The following is a 24,282-nucleotide window of genomic DNA, read 5'->3' as shown; positions in this document are numbered from 1 at the left end:
CCCTCCCTCTCTCCCCCCCGCGCCCGCGCCCCCCCCCCGCCCCCCCCCCCCCCCCCCCCCCCCCCCCCCCCCCTTCGCGTACCGCCGTCAGATCAGGCCGTGGTCCTCGAGGTACGTGAGCTGGGCCCGGACCGAGAGCTCGGCCGCCGGCCGGAGCGCCGGGTCCACGTCCGCGTAGACCCGGGCGACCACCTCGGCGGCGGTCCGGCAGCCGGCCTCCACCGCGGTCTCCACCTGGGCCAGCCGGCCGGCCCGGTGCGCCAGGTAGTAGTCGACGGCGCCGAGCGCGTCCGCGAGCACCGGCCCGTGGCCGGGCAGCACCGTCCGGACGCCGTGCTCGGACGCCATGGTGTGCAGTCGCCGCAGCGAGTCCAGGTAGTCGCCGAGCCGCCCGTCCGGGTGGGCCACCATCGTGGTGCCGCGCCCCAGCACGGTGTCACCGGTGAGGATCGCGCCGTCCGCCGGCAGGTGGAAGGTCAGCGAGTCCGCGGTGTGCCCCGGGGTGGCGACCACCCGCAGGTCGAGGCCGCCGACCTCGATCCGCTGGCCGCCGTGCAGCCCCTCGTCACCCAGCCGGTGTGCGGGGTCGAGCGCGCGCACCGGCGTCCCGGTCAGCTCGGCGAACCGCGCCGCGCCCTCGGCGTGGTCGTGGTGCCCGTGCGTGAGCAGCGTCAGGGCGATCCGCTTGCCCTGCTCCTCGGCGATCCGCACCACCCGGCGCAGGTGCCCCTCGTCCAGCGGACCGGGATCGATCACCACGGCCAGGTCCGAGCCGGGCTCGGAGAGCAGCCAGGTGTTCGTCCCGTCGAGCGTCATCGGCGACGGATTGGGCGCGAGGACGCACAGCGCGCGGGGGGTGGCGGCCCCGCCGACGGTGTCGGCGGGGTCACCGGGAAGGAGACCGGTCATTACCCGTCCGTCTCGGTTCGGCCCAGGGCCCGCAGCGGCAGCGCGCGGGTCAGCACGCGCGGGGTCGGCTCGTCCGGGACCGCGCAGTTGGTGCAGGCGAGCGTGCGGGGGGTGAGGCTGCGGGCGGGCATACGAGGTGCCGTCCGGCGAGCCACGTCGTTGTGGATCATCGGCCGATCGTCCTTCCTGGTCGTGACGGTGGTCCGTGCTACGGATGTACTGCTCATCCCATCAGATCGGGAACTCCCCGTCGATGGTCAGCTCCTCATACCCCGGCCACCGGACCGTCATACGGTCGCCGGCGACCTCGGCCCGGCCGAGCACCGGGCGCACCGTCCGGGACCGCGCCGCGGCCAGCGCGTCCTGCGGCGAACGGGCCGCGACCAGCTCCCGCAGCACCGAGACGGTCGGCGGCAGCATCCCGTACCGGCCCTCCGCGTAGCCCGCGACCGCCTCCGCCGGGGACAGCCACGCCACCCGGTCCGCCTCGCCGACGGTCGAGGCCGCCGACTGGCCGGACGGCAGCGCGGCCACGAAGAACCAGGTGTCGAACCGGCGCTCCTCGAACTCCGGCGTCACCCAGCGCGCCCACCCGCCCAGCAGGTCGCTGCGCAGCACCAGCCCGTGCTCGGTCAGGAACTCGGCGAAGGACAGCTCGTGCGCCTCCAGCGCGGCCCGCTCGGCCGTCCAGTCGCGCGGCTCGACCACGCTGTCGGCGTCCGGACCGGCCAGCAGGACGCCGGCCTCCTCGAAGGTCTCGCGGACGGCGGCGCACACCACGGCGGTCGCGGTCGCCGGGTCGGTGCCCAGCCGCTCGGCCCACACGGCGGGGCTCGGGCCCGCCCACGCGGGAGCCGCCTCGGCGTCCCGCGGGTCGACACCGCCGCCGGGGTAGGCGTACATGCCGGCGGCGAACGCCATCGAGGTGCGGCGGCGCAGCAGGTACGCCTCGGGGCCCCCGGCGCCCTCGCGCAGCAGCACCACGGTGGCGGACGGCTTCGGGGTCGGCGGGGACAGCTCGCCGGCCGCGAGCGCCCGGATCCGGGCAGGCCAGCCGGGGGGCATGGGGAGCGGAGGGTGGTCCATGGGCGGGATGCTAGACGCAAAGCAGGGGCGCGCGGGAGGTACCCCCACGCGCCCCTTCCGCTGCTGTCAGCTCCGGACGCGGACCTGGAGCTCGACCTCGACGGGGGCGTCGAGGGGGAGGACGGCGACGCCGACCGCGCTGCGGGCGTGCACGCCGGCGGCACCGAGCGCGGCGCCCAGCAGCTCGCTGGCACCGTTGATCACACCGGGCTGGCCGGTGAAGTCGGGGGCGGAGGCGACGAAGCCGACCACCTTCACGACCTGCTCGACCGCGTCCAGGTCACCGATCACGGACTTGATCGCGGCGAGCGCGTTCAGCGCGCAGATCTGGGCGAGCTGCTTGGCCTCCTCCGCGGTGACCTCGGCGCCGACCTTGCCGGTGCTCGGCAGCTTGCCGGCGACCATCGGCAGCTGGCCGGAGGTGAACACGTACTCGCCGGTGCGCACGGCCGGCACGTACGCGGCGACCGGCGCCGCGACCTCCGGCAGGGTGAGCCCGAGCTCGGCGAGCTTCTCCTCGACCTTGCTCATGTCAGGCCTTCTCCCGCTTCAGGTAGGCGACGAGCTGCTCGGGGTTGGGCCCGGGCACGACCTGGACGAGCTCCCAGCCGTCCTGGCCCCAGGTGTCGAGGATCTGCTTGGTGGCGTGCACGAGGAGCGGCACGGTGACGTATTCCCACTTGGTCATGGGGGTGACTCTAGCCGGAGCGACCGGTGTGAGGTGGGACACAAAGGGGGCATGATTCACCCGGGCCGCCGGGATGCTCCCGGCATCGGGGTCGCTCGCTGGTTACGCTCGCGGTGAGGGCACCGCCGGGTGCCGGTCGACCGACGGACGGAGACGGAGCGTGGCAGGCAGCAGCCCGACGGCGTCGAGCGACCCGGACTGGGAGGGCGTCAGGCTGCATGTCGTCACCGGCAAGGGCGGTACCGGGAAGACGACGGTCGCGGCCGCGCTGGCGATCGCGCTGGCGGCGCAGGGCCGCCGCACGCTGCTGATCGAGGTGGAGGGCCGGCAGGGCATCGCCGAGCTGTTCGGGATCGCCGCGCTGCCGTACGAGGAGCGCCGGGTGGCCACCGTGACCCCCGCGCAGCTGGGGCTGCCGGGCCGCCGGCACGGCGAGGTGCACGCGCTGGCGATCGACACCGAGCTGGCGCTGCTGGAGTACCTGGAGATGTTCTACAAGCTGGGCCGCGCCGGGAAGGCGCTGCAGAAGGTCGGCTTCGTGGACTTCGCGACGACGATCGCCCCGGGCGTGCGGGACGTGCTGCTCACCGGGAAGGCCTGCGAGGCGGCCCGGCGCAAGGGGCAGGACGGCACCCTGGTGTACGACGCGGTGGTGATGGACGCGCCGCCGACCGGCCGGATCACCCGCTTCCTCAACGTGAACTCGGAGGTCGCCGGGTTGGCCCGGATCGGGCCGATCCACTCCCAGGCGCAGGCGGTGATGCGGGTCCTGCGGTCGCCGGAGACCACGGTGCACTTCGTGACGCTGCTGGAGGAGATGCCGGTGCAGGAGACGGTGGACGGCATCGCGGACCTGCGCGAGGCGAAACTGCCGGTCGGCGGCGTGCTGGTGAACATGGTCCGCCCGCCGGTGCTGGACGCCGCGGCGGTGGAGGCGGTGCACGGCGACCACCGCGAGGAGGTGGCGCTGGCGCTCGGCGAGGCCGGGCTGGGCGGCCGCTCCCGCAAGCCGGAGACGGTCCGGGCACACGTCGAGCCGCTGCTCGGCCCGCTGCTGGAGCAGGCCAGGGAGCACGCCGAGCGGGTCGAGCTGGAGCGCGAGCAGCGCGCCGACCTGCAGCAGCTGAAGCTGCCGACGTACGAACTGCCGCTGCTCGGCGAGGGCGTGGACCTGGCCGGGCTGTACCGGCTGGCGGGCGAGCTCAAGCGGCAGGGGGCGGCATGACGGCCAGGCTGGAGGTCGACGCGCTGATCGACGACCCGGCGACCCGGATCGTGGTGTGCTGCGGCTCGGGCGGCGTGGGCAAGACCACCACCGCCGCGGCGATCGGGCTGCGTGCCGCCGAGCGCGGCCGCAAGGTGGTCGTGCTGACCATCGACCCGGCCCGCCGGCTCGCCCAGTCGATGGGCCTGAGCGAGCTGGACAACACCCCGCGGGTGGTGAAGGGCGTGGCCGGCAAGGGCGAACTGCAGGCCATGATGCTGGACATGAAGCGGACCTTCGACGAGGTCGTGCTGGCCCACGCCGAGCCCGAGCGGGCCAAGGCGATCATGGAGAACCCGTTCTACCAGTCCCTGTCGGCCGGCTTCGCGGGCACGCAGGAGTACATGGCGATGGAGAAGCTGGGGCAGCTGCGGGACGAGGACCGCTGGGACCTGATCGTGGTCGACACCCCGCCCTCGCGCTCCGCGCTGGACTTCCTGGACGCGCCGAGCCGACTGGGCTCCTTCCTCGACGGGAAGGTGATCCGGCTGCTGACCGCCCCGGCCAAGGTCGGCGGGCGGTCCGCGATGAAGTTCCTGAACGTCGGGATGGGCCTGCTCACCGGCACCCTGGGCAAGATCTTCGGCGCCCAGCTGCTGACCGACGTGCAGACCTTCGTCTCCGCCATGGACTCGATGTTCGGCGGCTTCCGCGAGCGCGCCGACCGCACGTACCAGCTGCTGAAGGCGGAGGGCACCGCCTTCCTGGTGGTGGCGGCGCCCGAGCGGGACGCGCTGCGCGAGGCGGCGTACTTCGTCGACCGGCTGGCGGCGGACGAGATGCCGCTGGCCGGCCTGGTGCTCAACCGGGTGCACTCGACCGGAGCCCCCCAGCTCACGGCCGAGCGCGCCCTGGCTGCCGCCGAGGCACTGGAGGAGAACGGCTCCCAGACCTCGACCCCGGCGGCCGAGACGCTGGCCGCCGGACTGCTGCGGCTGCACGCCGAGCGGATGCAGATCATGGCCCGGGAGCGACGCACCCGGGACCGCTTCGCCTCGGTCTACCCGGACGTCCCGATCGTCGAGGTGCCCGCGCTGCCCGGGGACGTCCACGACCTGGACGGCCTGCGGGCGGTCGGCGACCGCCTCGGCGGTTGATCGGAAGCGGTACGAGCGGACGCTCCGTCAGGGGGACGGAGCGTCAGCCCGCCTGCGCGTAGTCCCGCAGGACCACACCCGTGGCCAGCGACTCCTCGTACTCCGTGCGAGCGGTCTCCAGCAGTCGGCGCCACGAGCCGACCGTCGGCCGGCGGCGCAGCAGCGCCCGGCGCTCGCGCTCGGTCATCCCGCCCCAGACCCCGAACTCCACCCGGTTGTCCAGTGCGTCGGCGAGGCACTCGGTGCGCACCGGGCACCCACTGCACACCGCCTTGGCGCGGTTCTGCGCCGCCCCCTGTACGAACAATTCGTCCGGATCGCTCGTGCGGCAGGCCGCCTGTGCGCTCCAGTCATCCACCCAGCCCATGCCGGCGCCGTCCTCTCCCGAATCGGGGCTCCCCCACGGCGGCAACGGCATATTCACCGCTGCCAGTTGAGGACGTTACGGAAGAACGGCACGACGCAACAGCCCCTAGGGGCCCAATCTCGAATGACCCGATCGGACTATGGGTGCCCGTTAGCTCACTCGTTGGAGTGATCGCAGGTCGGAGGCCTTGTCAGATACTGAGAGGCCTGATTTGGTCACGCTGTGCGACGGTGTGGGCCTGGACTCTTCCGGAGATGGGGGAGTTTCCGGTGCAAATCGGGCAAAGCTCATCACTCACAAGAGTGATATTGATGAACAGAGCGAAGCTGTCGCGAACCTGTGACAAGCGTAGGCGAACACCTGCCCCCCTGTACGGGAATCCGCGACGTAGGGTTCTCTCCATGGCTTCTCAGCGATCCGCGGGCAACGTCCTCGACAAGGCAGGGCTCGGTGTCAAGTTCCTGGGCAGCGCCGTGCTGGCCGGAATCCTGGTCGCCGGGATGGCGCTGCCGGCCGTCGGCGCGCTCGGGCTCACGGCGAAGGACACCGCCGACAGCTTCGACAACATCCCGGACGACTTCAAGCAGCCGACCCTCTCGCAGGCGTCGATGATCTACGACGCCAAGGGCGGGCTGATCGCGAAGGTCTACGACCGGGACCGCACCATCCTCACCAAGGAGCAGATGGCGCCGATCATGCGCCAGGCCCAGGTGGACATCGAGGACGCCCGCTTCTACGAGCACGGCGCCGTCGACCTCAAGGGCGTGCTGCGCGCCATAAGCAAGAACGCCGAGGCCGGCTCCGCCACCCAGGGCGCCTCCACGCTCACCCAGCAGTACGTGAAGAACGTCTTCGTCGAGCAGGCCGGCGACGACCAGCAGGCGTTCCTGGAGGCGACCAAGAAGAGCATGGGTCGCAAGATCCAGGAGCTCAAGTACGCCATCAAGCTGGAAGAGGACCTGAGCAAGGACCAGATCCTCACCAACTACCTGAACATCACCTTCTACGGCCACCAGGCGTACGGCATCGAGGCCGCCGCCAACCGCTACTTCAGCAAGAGCGCCAAGGACCTCACCGTCCCCGAGGCCGCGATGCTGGCCGGCCTGGTGCAGAACCCCTCGGCGTACGACCCGATCGCCCACCCGCAGGCGGCGCAGACCCGCCGCAACACGGTGATCAACAAGCTGCTGGAGTACAAGCACATCTCGCCGGACGACGCCAAGGCCGCGCTCGCCGCGCCGCTCGGCATCAAGTACCGCGAGCCGCAGAACGGCTGCATCACCGCGCAGAACGGCATGGGCTTCTTCTGCGACTACGTGCGCCGTGTGGTCAAGCAGGACCCGGTGTTCGGCAAGACCGCCGCCGACCGGCAGAAGCTGTGGAGCCAGGGCGGCCTGAAGATCTACACCACCATCGACCCGGCGAAGCAGGCCGCCGCGTACAACGCGGTCACCAAGAAGGTGAACGTCACCGACAAGGTGTCGGCCGCCGCCACCATGATCAAGCCGGGCACCGGCGAGATCCTGGCGATGGCCCAGACCCGCCCGTACGGCCTGGACAACGGCAAGAACCAGACCGTGCTCAACCTGAACGTCGACGCCAACATGGGCGGCGGCAACGGCTTCTCGCCCGGCTCGACCTTCAAGCCGATCCTGGCGGCGGCGGCCCTGGAGTCCGGGCTGCCGATCTCCCAGGAGTACCCCTCGCCGAACAAGATGGACTACCCGAAGATGTCCACCTGCGAGGGCAACTGGAACGAGAAGGGCGTCTCCGTCCAGAACGAGAACGAGAAGGAAGTCGGCCCGTACAACCTCAAGGACGCGATGGCGAAGTCGGTCAACACCTACTTCGTGCAGATGGAGGAGAACGTCGGCCTCTGCCCGATGAAGCAGATGGCCAACAAGCTCGGCATCAAGAACCTGGCCAACGGCACCCCGCTGAAGCAGATCCCCTCCATGGTGCTCGGCACCCAGGAGGTCTCGCCGCTGACCATGGCCAGCGCGTACGCCGCCTTCGCCGCCCGCGGCCTGTACTGCAGCCCGGTCGCGCTGACCTCGGTGGTCAACGCCGAGGGCAAGAAGCTCGACGTGCCGAAGGCCAACTGCGCCCAGGCGATGACCGACACCACCGCGGACGGCATCAACACCCTGCTGCTCGGCGTGACCGAGAAGGGCACCGCCGCCTCGCTCGGCCTGGACGACGGCCGCCAGATCGCCGGTAAGACCGGTACCACCGACAACCGGTACGCCGCCTGGTTCACCGGCTACACCCCCGAGCTGGCCACCTCGGTCTGGCTCGGCGGCGTCGGCGGCAACGTGTCGATGAAGAACATGAAGATCGGTAACACGTACTTCGACTCGGTGTTCGGCTCCACCGGCCCCGGCCCGATCTGGCAGATGGCGATGAACGACGCGCTCGACGGCACCCCGCCGGGACGCTTCCAGACCGTCAACATCCCGGTGCCGACCCCGACCACCACGCCGACCGACGGCGCCTCCCCGCCCTCCGGGGACAACGCCAACGGCAACGGCGGGCTGATCAACGGCGGCTTCACGTTGCCGCCCGGCTGGGGCGGCAACAACGGCGGCAAGCCGGGCCACCGGTAGGCACCGGCGGCAGACACGGAAGGGGTGGGGCCCGATCGGGCCCCACCCCTTCGTCGTTGCTCCGGCGCCGTCTCAGGCGCGCCCGCTCAGCCCGCCAGCGCGGCCTTCACCGCGGCGGCCACCCGGCCGCCGTCGGCCAGGCCCTCCACCTTCGGCTTCACCAGCTTCATCACGGCGCCCATCGCCTGCGGGCCGCTCGCCCCGCTCTCGGCCACCGCGGCGGCGACGATCTCCGCCAGCTCCTCGTCCGAGAGCTGCTTCGGCAGGTAGCCGGCCAGCACCTCGCCCTCGGCCCGCTCCTGGGCGGCCGACTCGGCCCGGCCGGCGCCGTCGAAGGCCTCCGCGGCTTCGCGGCGCTTCTTCGCCTCCTTGGCGATCACGTTCAGCACCTCGGCGTCGGACAGCTCGCGCTTGGTCGTGCCCGCCACCTCCTGGGCGGTGACCGCGGCCAGCGTCAGCCGGATGGTGGACGAGCGGAGCTCGTCCCGGGTCTTGATGGCAGCCGTGAGGTCCTCCTGCAGCTGCGCCTTGAGCGTCGTCATGCCCCGATTCTCCCACTTGCCCCGGTCCGGACGCCCGGAAATATTTCTTCGGAACCACCTGCAACCTCCGCGGGGGTCGCACGTCTATCTGGATGAGCGGGCGAGAGAGACCCGCAACCGCCCGGCGGCGAGTCCCGCCGGGACCCAACACCACTGTGCCCAGGGGGACTTCGTCATGCGCAAGAACAGCTCGCTCCGTGCCCGCACCGCCGCCGTCCTGGTCGCCGGCCTGCTCGCCGGCGGCGTGCTGGCCGCTCCGGCCGCGCTGGCCGCCGAGCCGGCGAAGCAGTACCTCGGCACCACCGTCCCGCCGTCCGTCGGCCTCGGCGGTCGGTCGGTCTCCTCGGTCTCGGCGATCTCCAACCCCGGCACCGAGGTGCTGAAGGCGCAGCTGAAGGTCACCGTCGACATCGGCTTCCAGGCGCCGGCCGGCTGGCTGACCGTCGACTGGTTCGACAACGCCACCAAGAGCGTGAAGCCGGTGCCGCTGACCTTCGCCAACGGCGTGTACTCCGGCACCGTGCCGACCACGGTGACCGTCCAGCCCGGCCAGTTCGAGGGCCTGGAGCTGCTGATCGGCACGCCGCTGGGCGGCCCGCAGCACGGCGCGACCAACGGCGGCATCGAGCAGGTCAAGCTGCGGACCGCCGTGGTGGCCGAGGGGACCACGAAGCCGCTCGGCGAGGTGGAGAAGACCATCCCGGTGCGGGGGATCAGCAGCTCGCTCTCCGGGGTGCCCGGCCGGGCGGTCGTGGGCGGCGCGCCGATCGAGTTCGATGTGGTGGCCGCCAACGACTCGGAGTCGGACTACGACCAGCTGTCCGAGATCCTGTACACCGCGCCGGGCAGCCGGGTGGAGCTGCGCGGCGCCGACGGCACCTGGAAGGCGGCGCCGGTGGTGAAGGCGGACCTGTCCGACGAGCAGTGGGTGGCCAGCCGGATCGAGGGCCCCGGCGCGTTCCTGTCGGGCGAGAAGTCGGTGACCCGCCACGTCCGGGTCTCCTACCCGGCCGGCACCCCGCTCGGCGCGACCGGCATCGGGCACTGCGCGATCGTCAACGGGCGGGCCGACCAGCCGCTGGTCGGTACCACCATGTGCGGCGGGCAGGCGAAGGTCACCGTGGTCGCCGCGCCGGCGCCCACCACCCCCGCGCCGACCACGCCGGCTCCGGCCACCACCGCGCCGGCCACCCCCGCCCCGGCGACCACCGCGGCGGCGGCGCCGGTGACCGGGGCGCTCCAGGGCGACGGGCAGCGGCTGGCGGAGACCGGCCCGCGCGGGGCCGGGATCGTCGCCGGGATCGGCGGCGCGCTGCTGGTGGCCGGTGGCGGGGTGCTGTGGTTCGGCCGTCGCCGTTCGGCCTGAACCGCGGTGCGCGGGGCCCGGACCTCGGAGAGTACGGGCGGGAACCGGCCGATCCGTCGACAGTGCAGGATATGACTACATAGGTTTCCGGCCGTAAACAGTCTTGTCACATCGACCGGAAGGCCGATCCATGGCACTGCTCGCAGATCCGACGTCCCGTCTCCTGCTGGGGCTCGCGGTGATCCTGGCGCTCAGTCGGCTGGCCGGACGGGTCGCCGTCCGGTTCGCACAGCCGCCGGTGCTGGCGGAGATCGCGGTCGGCATCGTGCTCGGCCCGACCGTCCTGGGCCGGTTGCTGCCCGGGGTGCACCAGGAGCTGTTCGGGCCGTCGACCATGACGGTGTACGGCGGCCTCGCCCAGATCGCGGTGGCGCTCTACGCCTTCGGGATCGGCGCGCACATCGCCCGGCCGGCGCCGGTGGCGTGCGCGGCCGGGAGGCACCGTTCGCCGGTGCCGCTGGCGCTGGCGTCCTTCCTGGTCCCGGGGGCTGCGGGGCTGCTGATCGCGATGTGGCTGGGCGCCGGGGAGCCGCAGGCCAGCGCGCCGCTCGCGATCTTCCTGGCCTGCGCGTTCGGGGTGACCGCGGTGCCGGTGCTGGCCCGGATCCTGCAGGACCGGCACCTGGACGCCACCCCGGTGGGGCGGCTGTCGCTGGCCGCGGCGTCGATCGGCGACGGGGCGTGCTGGTGCCTGCTGGCGGTGGCGATGTGGCTGGCCGGGCGGATCGAGCTGCCGCTGCTGCTGCTCGGCCTGGCCGCGCTGGTCGGCGCGGCGCTGGCGGCCTGGCGGCGGACCGCGCGGCACGGCGGCGGTCGCGCGCCGAGCCGGGTGGTGGCCGGCAGCGCGGTGGTGGCCGGCAGCGCGGTGGGGGCCGCGCCGACCGGGGCGGATCCCGCGCGGGACGGCCGGCGGGAGTGGGGGGTGGTTCCGATGCTGGGCGCGGTGTGCCTGGCGGCGGCGCTCTCCTCGGCGCTGGGCCTGCACGCGCTGTTCGGCGGGCTGGTGCTGGGTCTGCTCTGGCCGGCGGGCGGGCGGGCCGCCGGTGCTCGGACCGCGGTCGACCGGGCTGTCAAACCGTCGGTCAACTCGGGTCCGGCGGGGCTGGGCCTGCTGGCCTCGGCGCTGCTGCCGTGCTTCTTCCTGGGGGCGGGGCAGCAGGTCGACCTGGGTGGTGACCTGCTGCGTCCGGCGTTCCTGGGCCGGCTGGCGGCCGTCCTGGTGGTGATGACGGTCTCGAAGCTGCTGGTGTCCACCGTGGTGGGGCGGATGCAGGGCTTCGGCGCGCGGGACGCGCTGCGGCTCGGGGTGCTGATGAACACCAAGGGCCTGACCGAGATCGTGGTGCTGGTCGCGGGCCACCAGGCGGGGCTGATCGGCCGGGAGCTGTTCGAACTGCTGATGCTGGCGGCGCTGGTGCTGACGATGGCCGCCGGTCCGGCGCTCGCCCTGCTGGAGCGGAGCGAACGCCGGGCGGACGACACCCCGGCCGTGCCGGCCGGCTCGCGGTGGCAGCCGGAGCGGGACGGCAGCGCCGTGGGGTGATCCGATGACGCCGGGCCCGCGATCGGGGGTGTTCCCGGGCCCGGCGCCTTCGTGACCGCCCCACGGAACCCCCGGGCCGTCAGACCGCGCCGGTCAGGCTCCGGTAGACGTCCAGGGTGCGCCGGGCGACCTGGTCCCAGGAGAAGACGTCCCGGGCCCGTTCCTGGCCGGCCGCGCCGAACTTGGCGGCCAGCCCGGGGTCGGCGAGCAGCCGGTTGACGGCGTCGGCGAGGGCGCGGGCGAGCCCCTCGGGGTCGGCGGGTTCGCCGGTGCCGTCGGGGCGGGGCTCGTAGCCCACCAGCAGCCCGGTGCGGTCGTGTTCGACCACTTCGGGGATGCCGCCGACCTCCGTCGCGACCACGGCGGTCCCGCAGGCCATCGCCTCCAGGTTGACGATGCCCATCGGCTCGTACAGCGACGGGCAGACGAACACGGCCGCCCGGGTGAGCAGCTGACGGACGGACGAACCGTCCAGCATGCCGTCGATCCGGACCACGCCGGTGCGGGTGCGGCTGAGCTCCTCGACCAGGTGCGCCACCTCGGCGGCGATCTCCTGGGTGTCGGGCTGGCCGCAGCAGAGCACCAGTTGGGCCTCCGGGGCCAGGTGGAACGCCGCCCGGAGCAGGTGCTGCAGCCCCTTCTGGCGGGTGACGCGGCCGACGAACAGCACGTACGGGCGGTCGGGGTCGACGCCGTACCGCTCCAGCGCGGCGGTGGAGTCGTCGGGCCGGAACACCCCGGTGTCGATGCCGTTGTGGATGACGTGCACCCGGGCCGGGTCGATCTCGGGGTAGACGTCCAGGATGTCCTGGCGCATCGCCCGGGAGACCGCGATCAGGCCGTCCGCGCCCAGCGCGGAGGTGCGTTCCATCCAGCGGGAGAGGCCGTAGCCGCTGCCGAGCTGCTCGGCCTTCCACGGGCGCAGCGGTTCCAGGCTGTGCGCGGTCATCACGTGCGGGATGCCGTGCAGCCGGGCGGCGACGTGGCCGGCGGTGTTGGCGTACCAGGTGTGGCTGTGCACCAGGTCGGCCCCGGTGCACTCGTCCGCCATCCGGAGCCCCGCGCCGAGGAAGCCGAGGGCCGGGTTGCCCGCGACCAGGTCGGCGGGGGCGGTGTAGGCGGTGGTGCCGTGCTCGGCGCGCTCGGCGCCGAAGCAGCGCACCCGGACGTCGATCAGCCGACGCAGTGCCCGGGTCAGTTCGGTGGCGTGGACGCCGGCCCCGCCGTAGACCTCCGGCGGGTACTCCCTGGTGAGCAGATCGACGCGCATCGGGGGTTCTCCCTGGTCGGCCGGGGTCAGCAGCACTGCGGGACGGTCAGACCCGTGGGGCTCGGCGAGGGGGAGACCACCGACTCGTTGGTGGTGTTCGTGGTGGCGGTGCCCGGGTCGGTGCCCGTGCCGGCGCTGGCGGCGGGCGCGGTGAGCGCGACGCCGGAGGCCACAGCTGCACCGAGGAACAGGACCGCGACGAACTTACGCATGGTGATGCCTTCTCTGCGAGTGACTGGCCGGGTTGACAGGTGGAGTCAATCGAAATTGACACAGCTTGTCAATCGTTGATCGAAGGGGGTTCGAGGCTGTAGTGGGGCTCACGCTTGAGACGCTGGCCAGCAGGGGATACTTCTGTAAAACTGTCAGTAAAACGGCGCCGTTGACCGGAGAGACATGGAGCAACCACAGAGCGGTACAAGTGGCATCGGACAGAGACTCCGCGAACTGCGCCAGAAGAAGGGGCTGAACCAGCAGGACCTCGCCTCCGCCGACATCTCGGTCAGCTACGTGTCCCTGATCGAGACCGGCAAGCGGGCCCCTTCCGAGGCGGTGTTGAAGACCCTGGCCGAGCGGGTCGGCTGTTCCGTGGAGTACCTGCGCACGGGACGCGACGACGCCCGGGTCCAGGAGCTGGAACTGAAGATCGCGTTCGGCGACATGGCGATGCGCAACGGCGCCAACGGCGAGGCTCTCCAGTCGTACAGCGAGGCCCTCGCGGCCGCGCCGTTCCTGAGCGACGCCATGGTCCGCCGTGCCCGGATCGGGCAGGCCACCGCCTTCGAGAAGCTCGGACAGCTGGAAGCCGCGATCCAGATGCTGACCTCGCTGTTCGAGGACCCGGCGTCGGTGCCCGGCTCGGCGGAGTGGACGCAGTTGGCGGTGGCCCTGTGCCGCTGCTACCGCGACGCCGGCGACCAGCTGCTCAGCGTGGAGATCGGTGAGCGCGCCATGCGCACCCTGGACGGGCTCGGCCTCGCCGTCACCGACGACCACATCCAGTTGGGCGCCACCCTGATCAGCTGCTACCAGAGCCGCGGCGACCTCACCCAGGCCCACCTGATCGCCAACCGGCTCATCCCGGCGGCCGAGCAGACCGGCTCCCGGGTGGCCCGCGGCTCGGTGTACTGGAACGCGGCCGTGGTCGCCATCTCGCAGGGCCGCATCCGGGAGGCGCTCACCCTCACCGAGCGCGCCCTGGCGATGATGGCGGAGAGCGACAACGTCCGGCACCAGGCCCTGCTCAAGGGCGCCTACGGGTACCTCCTGCTCTCCATGCCGGAGGCCGACCTGGAGCGCACCAAGGAGCTCCTGGAGGAGTCCCAGGAGGCCCTGCTGGACGTCGGCAGCGCCATGGAGCAGGCCCGCAACGAGGTCAACCTGGCCCGGCTCGCGGTCCGGCTCGGCAAGCCGGCCGACGCCCTCGCGCACGCCAGCCGGGCGCTCGGCCTGCTGCGCAACAACCAGCGCTGGGAGGCCGCCGAGGCCCGGGTGATCCTGGCCCGCGCCCAGTTCATGAGCGGGGACCGGGACAACGCCGAGACCACCCTGCGGGCGGTCGAGCGGCAGCTCGGCCAGGTGCCGGTCAGCCGGGACCACGCCACGGTCTGGCGGCACGTCGGCGACCTCTGGAAGGAACTGGGCCACGCCGCCGAGGCGTTGTCCGCGTACGAGAACGCGCTGGCCGAGGTCGGGCTGCTGGCCCTGCCGAGCCGCAGCACCTCCGCGCTGCCCTCCGAGCGCGGCTGAACACCCACGGCCTTCGGGCCCGCCCCCGCAGTTCGCGGGGACGGGCCCGAACGTCGTCGGGCGTCAGTTCTGTTCGGCGTCGCGGACGGCGCTGAGCACGTGGTCGGTGAGCGCGTCCAGGGTGCGGGTGTCCGGCGCCTCGGCGTTCAGCCGCAGCACCGCCTCGGTGCGCGAGGCCCGCAGGTTGAACCAGGAGCCGTCCGGGAACTCGGCGGTCAGCCCGTCGAGCCGGTCCACCCGCGCACCGGAGTCGCCCAGCGAGCGCTCCACCGCGGCCACCGCGCCGGCCGGGTCGGCCACCTCCAGGTTCAGCTCGCCCGAGCCGGCCCAGCGGTCGTGGCCGGCCGCCAGCTTCGACAGCGGCCGCGCCTGGACGGAGAGTTCCGCCAGCAGGTGCAGCGCGGCCAGCAGGCCGCTGTCGGCGAACCAGAAGTCCCGGAAGTAGTAGTGGCCGGAGTGCTCCCCGCCGAGCACCGCGAGGTGCTCGGCCATCGCCGCCTTCAGGTGGGAGTGCCCGACCCGGGTGCGGACCGGTACGCCGCCGGCCCGTTCCACCGCGGCCACCGCCGAGCGCGGCGCGATCAGGTTGTGCACCACCGCGGCACCCGGCTCGGCGGCCAGCAGCCGGCCCGCGAGCAGCGCCAGCAGCGCCGCCGCCGGGACCGGCTCGCCGCGCTCGTCCACCGCGAACACCCGGTCCGCGTCGCCGTCGAAGGCGAGCCCGAGGTCGGCGCCCTCGGCCACCACCCGGGCGCGCAGCTCGGCCAGGTTGGCGGGCTTCATCGGGTCCGCCTCGTGGTGCGGGAAGCTGCCGTCCAGCTCGAAGTGGAGCGGTACCAGCCGCAGTGCCGGGTGATCGAGGACCAGCGGCGCGGTCTGTCCGGCCATGCCGTTGCCCGCGTCGACCACCACGGTCAGCGGGCGCAGGCCCGTGAGGTCGACCAGGGAGCGCAGGTGGGCGGCGAACTCCTCGACCGGTCCGGCCGGCCGGCGGACGCCGGTGACCGCGGCGCGCTGCGGCCGGGGCCCGAGCAGCGCGGCCCGGACGTGTTCCAGGCCGCTGCCCTCGGCGACCGGCACCGCGCCGGCCCGGCAGAGCTTGAACCCGTTCCAGCCCGCCGGGTTGTGGCTGGCGGTGACCATGGCGCCGGGGACGCCGTGCAGGCCGGAGAGGTAGTAGAGGCGGTCGGTGGAGCCGAGGCCGGCGTCCAGCACGTCCACGCCCTGTTCCAGCACGCCCTTGGTGAACGCCGCGGCCAGCGCGGGGGAGGACAGCCGCATGTCCCGGACCACCGCGATCAGCGGCGCCCCGACGAGCCCGGCGAACGCGGCGCCGATCCGGTACGCCGCCTCCTCGTCCAGCTCCTCGGGGGAGAGGCCCCGGATGTCGTACGTGCGGACGGCGTGGGCGGCGGTCTCGGGTCTCATGCGGTCCCTCTCACTCACTCGGTCGACGGTTCGGTGTCCTCCGGGGCCAGCCACACCGTCGCCAGCGGGGGCAGGACCAGTTCGGCGCTGTGCTGGAAGCCCTTCCACGGCATCGGCTCGGTCTGGAACGGCAGGTCGGGGGAGGCCCCGCTGCCGCCGTACGCGCGGGCGTCGGTGTCCAGGACGGTGCGCCAGCGGCCGCCCCGCGGCAGGGCGACCCGGAAGCGGGGGCGCGGCACGGGGGAGAAGTTGCTGACGCAGACCAGTTCGCGGCCCTGGCCGTCGCGCCGGGCGAAGGCCAGCACGTTCTCGTCGGCGGCGTCGGCGTCCAGCCAGCGGAAGCCGGCCGGGTCGCTGTCCAGCAGCCACAGCTCGGGGCGCTGCCGGTACGCGTGGTTGAGGTCGCCGACCAGGGCGCGCACGCCCAGGTGGTCGGCGGCGGCCGGCCACTCGTCCTCCAGCAGCCACCACTGCGGGCCGGCCTCGTGGTCCCACTCGGCACCCTGCGCGAACTCCTGCCCCATGAAGAGCAGTTGCTTGCCGGGGTGGGCCCACATGTAGGCCAGGTAGGCCCGCTGGTGGGCCCGCTGCTGCCACCAGTCGCCGGGCATCTTGGAGACCAGTGCGCCCTTGCCGTGCACCACCTCGTCGTGCGAGATCGGCAGCACGTAGTTCTCCGAGTACGCGTAGACCATCGAGAAGGTCAACTCGTTGTGGTGGTACCGGCGGTGGCAGGCCTCGCGGCCGAAGTAGCTGAGCGAGTCGTGCATCCAGCCCATGTTCCACTTCAGGCCGAAGCCCAGGCCCCCGTGGTCGGTCGGGCGGGTCACGCCGTCCCAGGCGGTGGACTCCTCGGCGATGGTCACCACGCCCGGGCACCGCCGGTAGACGGTGGCGTTCATCTCCTGCAGGAAGCGCACCGCGTCCAGGTTCTCGTGCCCGCCGTACTGGTTGGGCGTCCACTGGCCGTCGACCCGCGAGTAGTCGAGGTAGAGCATCGAGGCCACCGCGTCCACCCGCAGGCCGTCGACGTGGAACTCCTCGCACCAGTAGACCGCGTTGGCGACCAGGAAGTTGCGCACCTCGGTGCGGCCGTAGTCGAACTCCAGCGTCCCCCAGTCGGGGTGCTCGGCGCGCAGCGGGTCGGCCGGCTCGTAGAGCGGCCCGCCGTCGAACCGGGCCAGCGCGAAGGCGTCCTTGGGGAAGTGCGCGGGCACCCAGTCGACGATCACGCCGATGCCGTGCCGGTGCAGGGTGTCCACCAGGTGCTTGAAGTCGTCCGGGGTGCCGAGCCGCGAGGTCGGCGCGAAGAAGCCGGAGACCTGGTAGCCCCAGGAGCCGCCGAAGGGGTGCTCCATCACCGGCATGAACTCCACATGGGTGAAGCCCAGTTCGGCCAGGTACGGGGGAAGCTCCTCGGCCAGCCGGCGGTAGGTGGCGCCGGGCCGCCAGGACGGCAGGTGCATCTCGTACACCGACATCGGCGCCCGGTGCGGCGCGTAGCCGACCCGGTCGGCCATCCACTGCTGGTCGGTCCACTCGTGGGTGGACTCGTGCACCACCGAGGCGGTGGCGGGCGGGCACTCGGCGGCCCGGGCCAGCGGGTCGGCCTTGTCGAGCAGCGCGCCGGACCGGGTCCGGATCCGGTACTTGTAGCGGGCCCCGCTCCCCAGACCGGGGACGAACAGCTCCCAGACACCGGAGGAGCCGAGCGAGCGCATCGGGTGCCCGGTGCCGTTCCAGTGGTTGAAGTCGCCGACCAGGCCGACCCCTTCGGCGTTCGGCGCCCACACCGCGAAGGAGGTGCCGGCCACCCCCTCGTGCTCGCGGACGTGCGAGCCGAGCACCTTCCACAGCTGCTCGTGCCGGCCCTCGGCGAGCAGGTGCAGGTCCAGCTCGCCGAGGACGGGCAGCAGCCGGTACCCGTCCTCCTCGCGCTCCTTGACGCCGTCCGGGTAGCCGATCAGCAGGGTGTACTCGGGCGCCTCGTAACCGGGCAGCAGCGCGGTGAACAGCCCGTCGCCGTCCGGGACCAGCTCGATCTCGCCGTCCTCGACCTCCAGCACCACCCGCTCGGCGCCGGGCCGCAGCACCCGCACCGCCACGCCGTCCGGGCCCGGGTGGGCGCCGAGCAGCGCGTGCGGATCGTGGTGGCGACCGTCGAGCAGCCGGTCGCGGTCCGCCTCGCCGAGCGGGGCGGGGGGCACCGACTCCAGGGCCGGGGGCAGCAGCGAGGGGACAGTCACGGTCTGGGTCCTCTTCGTCGTGGGCGGGCGATGGGGGCCGTGGCCGGCGGTGGTACGGGTGGCGCTGGTGGCGCGGTCGGTACGGGTGGCCTCAGCGGCCGGTGACCAGTCGCTGGACGGCGGACATCGGGATCGGGAGCCACTCGGGGCGGTGCTGCGACTCGTACACCGCCTCGTAGACGGCCTTGTCCGCCTCGAAGGCGCGCAGCGCGACCGGGTGGCAGTGCGGGTCGGTGCCGCCGGCGGCGGCGTAGCCGGCGTTGAACGCCCGCCGGTTGCGGACCGCCCAGGCCTGGGCCCGGCGGGTGCGGCGCAGCCGGGCCGCGGACGGTTCGCCGTCGGCGGGCTGCTCGGTGCCGCCCTCGCGGCGCAGGGTCTCGCCGAGCGCCTGCTGCGCGGCGTAGTCGAAGGAGCGGAGCATCCCGGCGACGTCGCGCAGCGCGGGCTCCGGCCGGGCGCGTTCGGCGACCGGCTTGGAGGGCTCGCCCTCGAAGTCGATGATCTTCCAGCCGGCGTCGCCGGAGAGCACCTGGCCGAGGTGCAGGTCGCCGTGGATCCGCTGGCTGTCGACGCCGCGGCCGCGCAGCGCGACCTTGCCGAAGTCCTGGTACAGGGTGGCGATCCGGCCCGCGTACGGCTCCAGCTCGGGGACGGCGCGGACGGCGGCGCGCAGCCGGCGCTGCATGCCGTCGGTCAGCTCGTCGACCTCGTCGGCGGCCATCCTGGTGACGCCGAACGCCCGGGCGAGCGCGGCGTGCAGTTCGGCGACGGCCTCGCCGAGGGCCAGCGCGTCGCTGGTGAAGCCGCCGATGGTGGGCACCGCCCGGCGGCCGCCGGTCAGGCAGTCGGCGGCGTGGCCGACCGCCATGTCCCAGCCGCTGCCGTGCGCCGGCAGGAACTCGGTGAGGATGCCCAGGACGGTCGACTCCCCGTCGCCGTCGGCGGTGTTGAGCCAGCCGAGCAGCCGGGTGGTGCGGGTCGAGCCGACCTCGGTGAGCGCGCCCAGCACCTCGACCTCCGGGTGCAGGCCGGGCTCCGGGCGGCGCAGCAGCTTGAGCATCAGCCGGTCGCCGTAGACCACCGAGGTGTTGCTCTGCTCCACCGAGAGCGGGTGGGGCGGCAGGTCGAGCGGGATCGGGGTGGCGTCCGGCCGGGACAGCCGCAGCGAGTCGCTGCCGCCGAGCGCGGTCCACTCCAGCAGGCGGGACATCAGCTCCGGGTCGGCGGTGGCCTCGTAGACCGCCCGGCCGTCCCACTCGCCGCCGACGGCCTGGCCGATCAGCGCGGGTGCCAGCCGCTCGGGCAGGCCGCGGCGGACGCCGAGCAGCAGCTGGTAGCGGTGGGTGGCGCTGGTGGAGTGCCGGGCCACCATCACGGCGTGCACCAGCACCGGCGCGTCCGGGTCGGACGGGTCGAGCGGGATCACCGTGCTGGTGACCGGCCGCAGCTCCTGCAGGCAGCCGCGCTCGTGGGCGAACCAGCGGCGGCCGGCCAGCCAGGGCACCACGGCGGGCAGCAGCGGGCGCAGCAGTTCGTCGGCGCGCTGCGCGGGGCGGTAGCGGGCCTTGGTGCAGGAGTCGCACACGGCGACGGCGGTGGTCATGCCGCCGCCTTGCGGACGGTGAGCAGGTGGGCCGGGCCGACCGCCGGGTCCAGCCGGACGTAGTTGCTGCGCCCCCAGGTCCAGGTGGCGCCGGAGAGTTCGTCGTGCACGGTGAGCGGGCCGTCCCAGGGCAGGGTCACGGTGGCCTCCTGGACGTGCTGCGGGTCCAGGTTGACCACGACGATCACGGTGTCCTCGCCCTCGTGCTTGGAGAAGGCGAGGACCTGTCCGTTGTCGGCGTGGTGGAAGCGCAGGTCCCGCAGCTGCTGGAGCGCGGGGTGGCGGCGCCGCAGCTGGTTGAGTGTGGTGAACAGCGGGGCCAGGGTGTCGGTCCTGGCCCAGTCGCGCGGGCGCAGTTCGTACTTCTCCGAGCGCATGTACTCCTCCGAGCCGGGGCGGACGGGCTCGTTCTCGCAGTGCTCGTAGCCGGCGTAGATCCCGTACGCGGGCGACAGGGTGGCGGCCAGCACGGCGCGGACGGCGAACGCGGCCGGGCCGCCGGTCTGCAGGTGGCCGGGCAGGATGTCCGGGGTGCTGGGGAAGAGGTTCGGCCGCATGAAGTCGGCGCTCTCACGGGTGAGTTCGGTCAGGTACTCGGTGAGCTCGGACTTGCTCTCGCGCCAGGTGAAGTAGGTGTAGGACTGGTGGAAGCCGACCTTGCCGAGGGCGTGCATCATCGCCGGCCGGGTGAAGGCCTCGGCGAGGAACAGCACGTCGGGGTCGGTGCGGGCGATCTCCCCGAGCACCCGCTCCCAGAAGCTGACCGGCTTGGTGTGCGGGTTGTCCACGCGGAAGATCCGCACGCCGTGCGCCATCCAGTGTCTGAGGATCCGTACCGTCTCTCTGACCAGGCCGTCGAAGTCCTGGTCGAAGTTGATCGGGTAGATGTCCTGGTACTTCTTCGGCGGGTTCTCGGCGTAGGCGATGGTGCCGTCGGGGCGGTGGGTGAACCACTCGGGGTGCTTGTTGACCCACGGGTGGTCCGGCGAGCACTGGAGGGCGAAGTCCAGCGCCACCTCCAGGCCGGCCTCGCCGGCCCGGGCGACGAAGTGGTCGAAGTCCTCGATGGTGCCGAGGTCGGGGTGGACGGCGTCGTGGCCGCCCTCGGGGGAGCCGATCGCCCACGGGGAGCCGACGTCGTGCGGGCCGGCGGTGAGCGTGTTGTTGGGGCCCTTGCGGTAGGCCCGGCCGATCGGGTGGATCGGCGGTAGGTAGACCACGTCGAAGCCCATCGCGGCGACCGCGGGCAGCCGCTCGGCGGCGGTGCGCAGCGTCCCGGAGACCAGGGTGCCGGAGGCATCGGCCACCGCGCCCTCGGAGCGCGGGAAGAACTCGTACCAGGCGCCGTTCAGCGCCCGCTCGCGGTGCACCACCAGCTCCAACGGCTCGGTGGCGGAGACCAGTTCGCGCAGCGGGTGGCGGGCGAGGGCGGCCGCGACCGGCTCGGCCGTGGCGGCGGCCAGCCGGTCGGCGGCCGGGCGGGTGTCGTCGCCGAGCGCCGCGGCGGCCGCCAGCACCGCGGTCCGGGCGCTGCCCCGGGGGACGCCGGCGGCGGCCCGTTCCAGCAGCAGCGCGCCCTCCTCCAGGGTGATCTGGACGTCCACCCCGGCCGGGATCTTGATTTCGGCGGTGTGCAGCCAGGTCGCGACCGGGTCGCTCCAGGCCTCCACGGTGTACGTCCAGCGGCCCGGCACGGTGGGGACGACGTCCGCGCCCCAGCGGTCGGTGCCCTCGGCGAGTTCGCGCATCGGCGTCCACGGCCCCTTGCGGCCGCGCGGCCCGCGCAGCACCACGTTGGCGCCGACCGCGTCGTGGCCCTCGCGGAACACGGTCGCGGAGACCGGGATCCGTTCGCCGACCACCGCCTTGGCGGGGCGCCGCCCGGAGTCGACCGCCGGGCGCACGTCCAGGACGGGTATCCGTCCGATCGGGTCGGGCTGCCGGCGGGTAGCCCGTGCGGTGGTGCTCATCTCGCCGGATCTCCTCTCACGGGTGGGCGGGTCGTGGGCGGTGGCGCGGGTCGTGGGCGGTGGTGTGCGGTGCCGCGGGGCCTGCGGCGGCTCAGGCCGCCAGGTCGCCGGGGCGCCGCCGGGTCCGGGCGGCGAGCTGCTCGATGATGGTCCGGGCGAACACGTGGCAGTGGTTGCCGGTGCGGGCGGTGACCAGGTCGCCGTCGACCACCACGTCCTGGTTGACGTAGACGCCGCCCATGTTGTTGAGGTCGCCGAGCAGGTTGTTGTGGACCACCGCGCGCCGGCCGCGGATCACCGAGGGGATCGGCGCGGCCAGCCACATGCCGTGGCAGATGATGCCCTTGACGATGGCGGGATCGGCGAAGGCCCGGCGCAGGAAGGCCGCCGCCGGCGGGAGGGTGTCGACGTCCTCGGTGTAGCGCAGCCGGTCTGCCACGATGCCGGAGGGCACGATGACCGCCGCGTACTCCTTGAGGCCGTACTCGTCCATGTCCTCGAAGGACTCGCTGACCTCGAACGGCATCCGGTGCTCGTGGCCCCGGAAGACGATCCGCTCGTTGCCCCACAGCCGGGTGAGGAAGTGGACCTCGGCGCCCTCCTCGGCGAAGCGGCGCTGGTAGTAGAGGATCTCGGGTTCGTAGAAGTCGCTCTCCATCAGGACGGCGATCTTCTGGCCGGTGAGCTGCACGGTTCTCCTCCCGCTACTGGTCGCGGCCGACGATCAGGTCGATCAGGAACGGGCCGGGGTGGGCCAGCGCCTTGGCGATGGCCGGCGCGACCTCGTCCGGCTTCTCGACCCGGATGGCGGGCACGCCGAGCGAGGCGGAGAGCGCCGCGAAGTCGATCTCGGGGTGGGACAGGTCGAACGGGCCCGGGAAGTCGTGGTGCTCGATGTCCTGGGTCTTCCAGTACTGCTCGATGTTGAGGTCGAGCAGCCGGTAGCGGCCGTTGTTGCAGATCACGAACTTGGCGTCGATGTCGTACCGGGCGGCGGTCCACAGGCCCTGCACGGTGTACATCGAGCCGCCGTCGCCGGTGAAGCCGACCACCGTGCGGTCCGGGTGGGCGAGCTTGGCACCGATCGCGCCGGGGATGCCGACGCCCAGCGAGCCGCCGCGGGTCTGGTGCCAGCCACCGGGCTGGTTCGGCGGGTTGTAGCGGAACAGGCCGGGGGAGGAGGTCAGCGCCTCGTCGAAGAGGATCGCGTCGGCGGGCAGCTGCTTGGCCAGCTCGCGGCCGAAGTAGGCGGCGGTGAGCGGGCCCTGCTGGTCGGCGGCCAGGTCCTGGGCGAGCGCCAGGTCGTAGGCGGTGGCCTTCTGCTCGGCGGAGACCCGGACCCGGTCGGCGGCGGACCGGCGCTGGTCCGGGGTCTGCCGGCGCTCCAGCGCCTCGGCGAGCCGGGCGAGGGTCAGCTTGGGGTCGGCGACCAGGCCGAGGTCGACCGGGAAGTTCTTGGCGATCGCGCCGGGGTCCAGGTCGATGTGGACGATCCGGGCGTCCTCGGCGAACACGCCGTCCAGCAGCGGGTACACCTCGGGAAGGGTGTAGGTGCCGACGATCAGCACGGCGTCCGCGGCGGCGGTCACCCGGGCGCTGTCCTCGCCGAACATGTGGCCCAACTGGCCGCGGTAGAGCGGGTGGTCGGCCGGCAGGTTGACCTCGGCCCAGTCCGCGCCCCACACCTCGGCGCCCCAGGTCTCCGCGAACTTCGCCAACTCGTCCTGCGCGCCGGAGAAGTGGACGCCGTCACCGGCGATCACCAGCGGCCTGCGGGCGTCGGCGAGCAGCGCGGCGGCGTCCGCGACGGTCTCGCCGTCTGGGCTGACCACGGTGTGCAGGTAGGAGGTCGGCACGACCTTCTCGCTGGTCAGGCTGTCCATCACGTCGGCGGGCAGCACCACCATGACCGGGCCGTACGGGGGAGTGGCGGCCACCTTGAACGCCCGGCGCAGCACCCGCAGGGTGGACTGCGGGTCGACCACCCGGGTCGACCACTTGGTGACCGGCTTGGCCATGCCGACCAGGTCGGCGGCCATCTGCGCCTCCATCGAGTCGTAGGCCAGGCCCGACTCGCCGACGATCACCACCAGCGGCGCGTGGCCGCGCATCGCCTGGTAGAGCATGCCGATGCCGTTGCCGAGGCCGACCCCGGAGTGCAGTTGGAGCAGGGTGGGCCTGCGGGTGGCCCGGGCGTAGCCGTCGGCGATGCCGACCACCACGGCCTCCTGGAGCGACAGCACGTACTCGATCTCGGGGAAGCCCCGCAGTTCGTCCAGGAAGCCCTGTTCGACGGTGCCGGGGTTGCCGAACATGTACCTGATGCCGTCCGCCTTGAACTGCTCGAGCATCGCCACCCGAGCGGGCCTGCTGGCCATAGCGTGCGTCCTCTCCGTCTCGCGGGTCGTTGGGGTGTGCCGCTCCGGCGGGGGGGCCCGCCCCCCCCCCCGGGGGGGGGGGGGGCCCCCCCCCGGGGGCCCGGGGACGGCCCGGGGGCGCCGCAGCCCCCCAAGCGGCCGGCCCGGGGCAACACCCAGCAGACCCTGTT

The 24,282-nt window shown here is 73.1% G+C and carries 21 protein-coding genes; 6 read left to right on the top strand and 15 right to left on the bottom strand.

The genetic code is table 11. The annotated features are described in order from the left end of the window. Window positions 1-87: 87 nt before the first annotated feature. From ACGFX4_RS40045 to ACGFX4_RS40025, 5 genes are all read right to left on the bottom strand, one after another. On the bottom strand, window positions 88-909 hold the full coding sequence (locus tag ACGFX4_RS40045) for an MBL fold metallo-hydrolase (RefSeq protein WP_393085905.1): 822 nt from the start codon (window positions 907-909) through the stop codon (window positions 88-90). Next, window positions 909-1,079: a hypothetical protein gene (locus ACGFX4_RS40040; protein WP_393085903.1), complete on the bottom strand. Its 171-nt coding sequence runs from the start codon at window positions 1,077-1,079 to the stop codon at window positions 909-911. Before ACGFX4_RS40040 ends, ACGFX4_RS40045 begins: the two co-directional genes overlap by 1 nt. A gap of 61 nt (window positions 1,080-1,140) precedes the next feature. Next, window positions 1,141-1,995 (bottom strand): NUDIX hydrolase, encoded by an 855-nt coding sequence (locus tag ACGFX4_RS40035; RefSeq protein WP_393085901.1) that lies wholly within the window; start codon window positions 1,993-1,995, stop codon window positions 1,141-1,143. A gap of 66 nt (window positions 1,996-2,061) precedes the next feature. Next, window positions 2,062-2,526, bottom strand: a complete 465-nt coding sequence (locus ACGFX4_RS40030) for a RidA family protein (RefSeq protein WP_393085899.1) — start codon at window positions 2,524-2,526, stop codon at window positions 2,062-2,064. A 1-nt stretch (window position 2,527) separates the two neighbouring features. Then, entirely contained in the window at window positions 2,528-2,683 is a 156-nt protein-coding gene (locus tag ACGFX4_RS40025) for a hypothetical protein (RefSeq protein WP_345697921.1), read from the bottom strand. Window positions 2,684-2,843: 160 nt separating this feature from the next. On the opposite strand from ACGFX4_RS40025, the gene ACGFX4_RS40020 reads away from it, so the two are divergent. Beyond that, window positions 2,844-3,908, top strand: a complete 1,065-nt coding sequence (locus tag ACGFX4_RS40020; protein WP_393085897.1) for an ArsA-related P-loop ATPase — start codon at window positions 2,844-2,846, stop codon at window positions 3,906-3,908. Further along, window positions 3,905-5,044 (top strand): ArsA family ATPase, encoded by a 1,140-nt coding sequence (locus ACGFX4_RS40015; protein ID WP_393085895.1) that lies wholly within the window; start codon window positions 3,905-3,907, stop codon window positions 5,042-5,044. Before ACGFX4_RS40020 ends, ACGFX4_RS40015 begins: the two co-directional genes overlap by 4 nt. A gap of 43 nt (window positions 5,045-5,087) precedes the next feature. On the opposite strand, the gene ACGFX4_RS40010 is transcribed toward ACGFX4_RS40015, so the two are convergent. Next, window positions 5,088-5,411, bottom strand: coding sequence for a WhiB family transcriptional regulator (locus ACGFX4_RS40010; RefSeq protein WP_035864045.1), 324 nt, complete (start codon window positions 5,409-5,411; stop codon window positions 5,088-5,090). Window positions 5,412-5,812: 401 nt separating this feature from the next. Between ACGFX4_RS40010 and ACGFX4_RS40005 the strand changes: the two genes are divergently transcribed. Continuing rightward, window positions 5,813-8,017, top strand: coding sequence for a transglycosylase domain-containing protein (locus tag ACGFX4_RS40005; protein ID WP_393085893.1), 2,205 nt, complete (start codon window positions 5,813-5,815; stop codon window positions 8,015-8,017). 86 nt (window positions 8,018-8,103) lie between these two features. Here the strand turns inward: ACGFX4_RS40005 and ACGFX4_RS40000 are convergent, their stop codons facing one another. Next, window positions 8,104-8,559, bottom strand: coding sequence for a GatB/YqeY domain-containing protein (locus tag ACGFX4_RS40000; RefSeq protein ID WP_393085891.1), 456 nt, complete (start codon window positions 8,557-8,559; stop codon window positions 8,104-8,106). A 175-nt stretch (window positions 8,560-8,734) separates the two neighbouring features. On the opposite strand from ACGFX4_RS40000, the gene ACGFX4_RS39995 reads away from it, so the two are divergent. Then, the gene (locus tag ACGFX4_RS39995) at window positions 8,735-9,925 is read left to right on the top strand and encodes a hypothetical protein (RefSeq protein ID WP_393085889.1); all 1,191 of its coding nucleotides are present in this window, start codon (window positions 8,735-8,737) and stop codon (window positions 9,923-9,925) included. Window positions 9,926-10,055: 130 nt separating this feature from the next. After that, on the top strand, window positions 10,056-11,468 hold the full coding sequence (locus ACGFX4_RS39990; protein ID WP_393085887.1) for a cation:proton antiporter: 1,413 nt from the start codon (window positions 10,056-10,058) through the stop codon (window positions 11,466-11,468). Between the two features lie 79 nt (window positions 11,469-11,547). Here ACGFX4_RS39990 and glgA read toward each other — a convergent pair whose 3' ends face one another. Together glgA and ACGFX4_RS39980 are read right to left on the bottom strand one after the other, a co-directional pair. Then, window positions 11,548-12,738: a glycogen synthase gene (gene glgA / locus ACGFX4_RS39985; protein WP_393085885.1), complete on the bottom strand. Its 1,191-nt coding sequence runs from the start codon at window positions 12,736-12,738 to the stop codon at window positions 11,548-11,550. A 26-nt stretch (window positions 12,739-12,764) separates the two neighbouring features. Beyond that, on the bottom strand, window positions 12,765-12,950 hold the full coding sequence (locus ACGFX4_RS39980; protein WP_393085883.1) for a hypothetical protein: 186 nt from the start codon (window positions 12,948-12,950) through the stop codon (window positions 12,765-12,767). A 184-nt stretch (window positions 12,951-13,134) separates the two neighbouring features. Here ACGFX4_RS39980 and ACGFX4_RS39975 point away from each other — a divergent pair, with 184 nt between their 5' ends. Then, window positions 13,135-14,487 carry a helix-turn-helix domain-containing protein gene (locus ACGFX4_RS39975; RefSeq protein ID WP_393085881.1) on the top strand — a complete coding sequence of 451 codons (1,353 nt, stop codon included), beginning with the start codon at window positions 13,135-13,137 and terminating at the stop codon, window positions 14,485-14,487. Between the two features lie 63 nt (window positions 14,488-14,550). On the opposite strand, the gene manB is transcribed toward ACGFX4_RS39975, so the two are convergent. The 6 genes from manB to ACGFX4_RS39945 form a co-directional block, all read right to left on the bottom strand. Then, the gene (gene manB / locus ACGFX4_RS39970) at window positions 14,551-15,915 is read right to left on the bottom strand and encodes a phosphomannomutase/phosphoglucomutase (protein WP_393085879.1); all 1,365 of its coding nucleotides are present in this window, start codon (window positions 15,913-15,915) and stop codon (window positions 14,551-14,553) included. A 14-nt stretch (window positions 15,916-15,929) separates the two neighbouring features. Then, entirely contained in the window at window positions 15,930-18,161 is a 2,232-nt protein-coding gene (gene glgB / locus ACGFX4_RS39965) for a 1,4-alpha-glucan branching protein GlgB (RefSeq protein WP_393085877.1), read from the bottom strand. 91 nt (window positions 18,162-18,252) lie between these two features. Further along, window positions 18,253-19,764, bottom strand: coding sequence for a hypothetical protein (locus ACGFX4_RS39960; protein WP_393085875.1), 1,512 nt, complete (start codon window positions 19,762-19,764; stop codon window positions 18,253-18,255). Next, window positions 19,761-21,734, bottom strand: coding sequence for an alpha-1,4-glucan--maltose-1-phosphate maltosyltransferase (locus tag ACGFX4_RS39955; protein WP_393085873.1), 1,974 nt, complete (start codon window positions 21,732-21,734; stop codon window positions 19,761-19,763). Before ACGFX4_RS39955 ends, ACGFX4_RS39960 begins: the two co-directional genes overlap by 4 nt. 91 nt (window positions 21,735-21,825) lie before the next feature. Beyond that, window positions 21,826-22,425 (bottom strand): DJ-1/PfpI family protein, encoded by a 600-nt coding sequence (locus ACGFX4_RS39950; RefSeq protein WP_393085871.1) that lies wholly within the window; start codon window positions 22,423-22,425, stop codon window positions 21,826-21,828. A gap of 13 nt (window positions 22,426-22,438) precedes the next feature. Continuing rightward, window positions 22,439-24,112, bottom strand: coding sequence for a thiamine pyrophosphate-binding protein (locus ACGFX4_RS39945; protein WP_393085869.1), 1,674 nt, complete (start codon window positions 24,110-24,112; stop codon window positions 22,439-22,441). Window positions 24,113-24,282 lie beyond the last annotated feature (170 nt).

The organism is Kitasatospora sp. NPDC048365 (genome assembly GCF_043200835.1).
GTDB lineage: Bacteria > Actinomycetota > Actinomycetes > Streptomycetales > Streptomycetaceae > Kitasatospora > Kitasatospora terrestris.
This window is presented reverse-complemented; position numbering and strand designations above follow the sequence as displayed.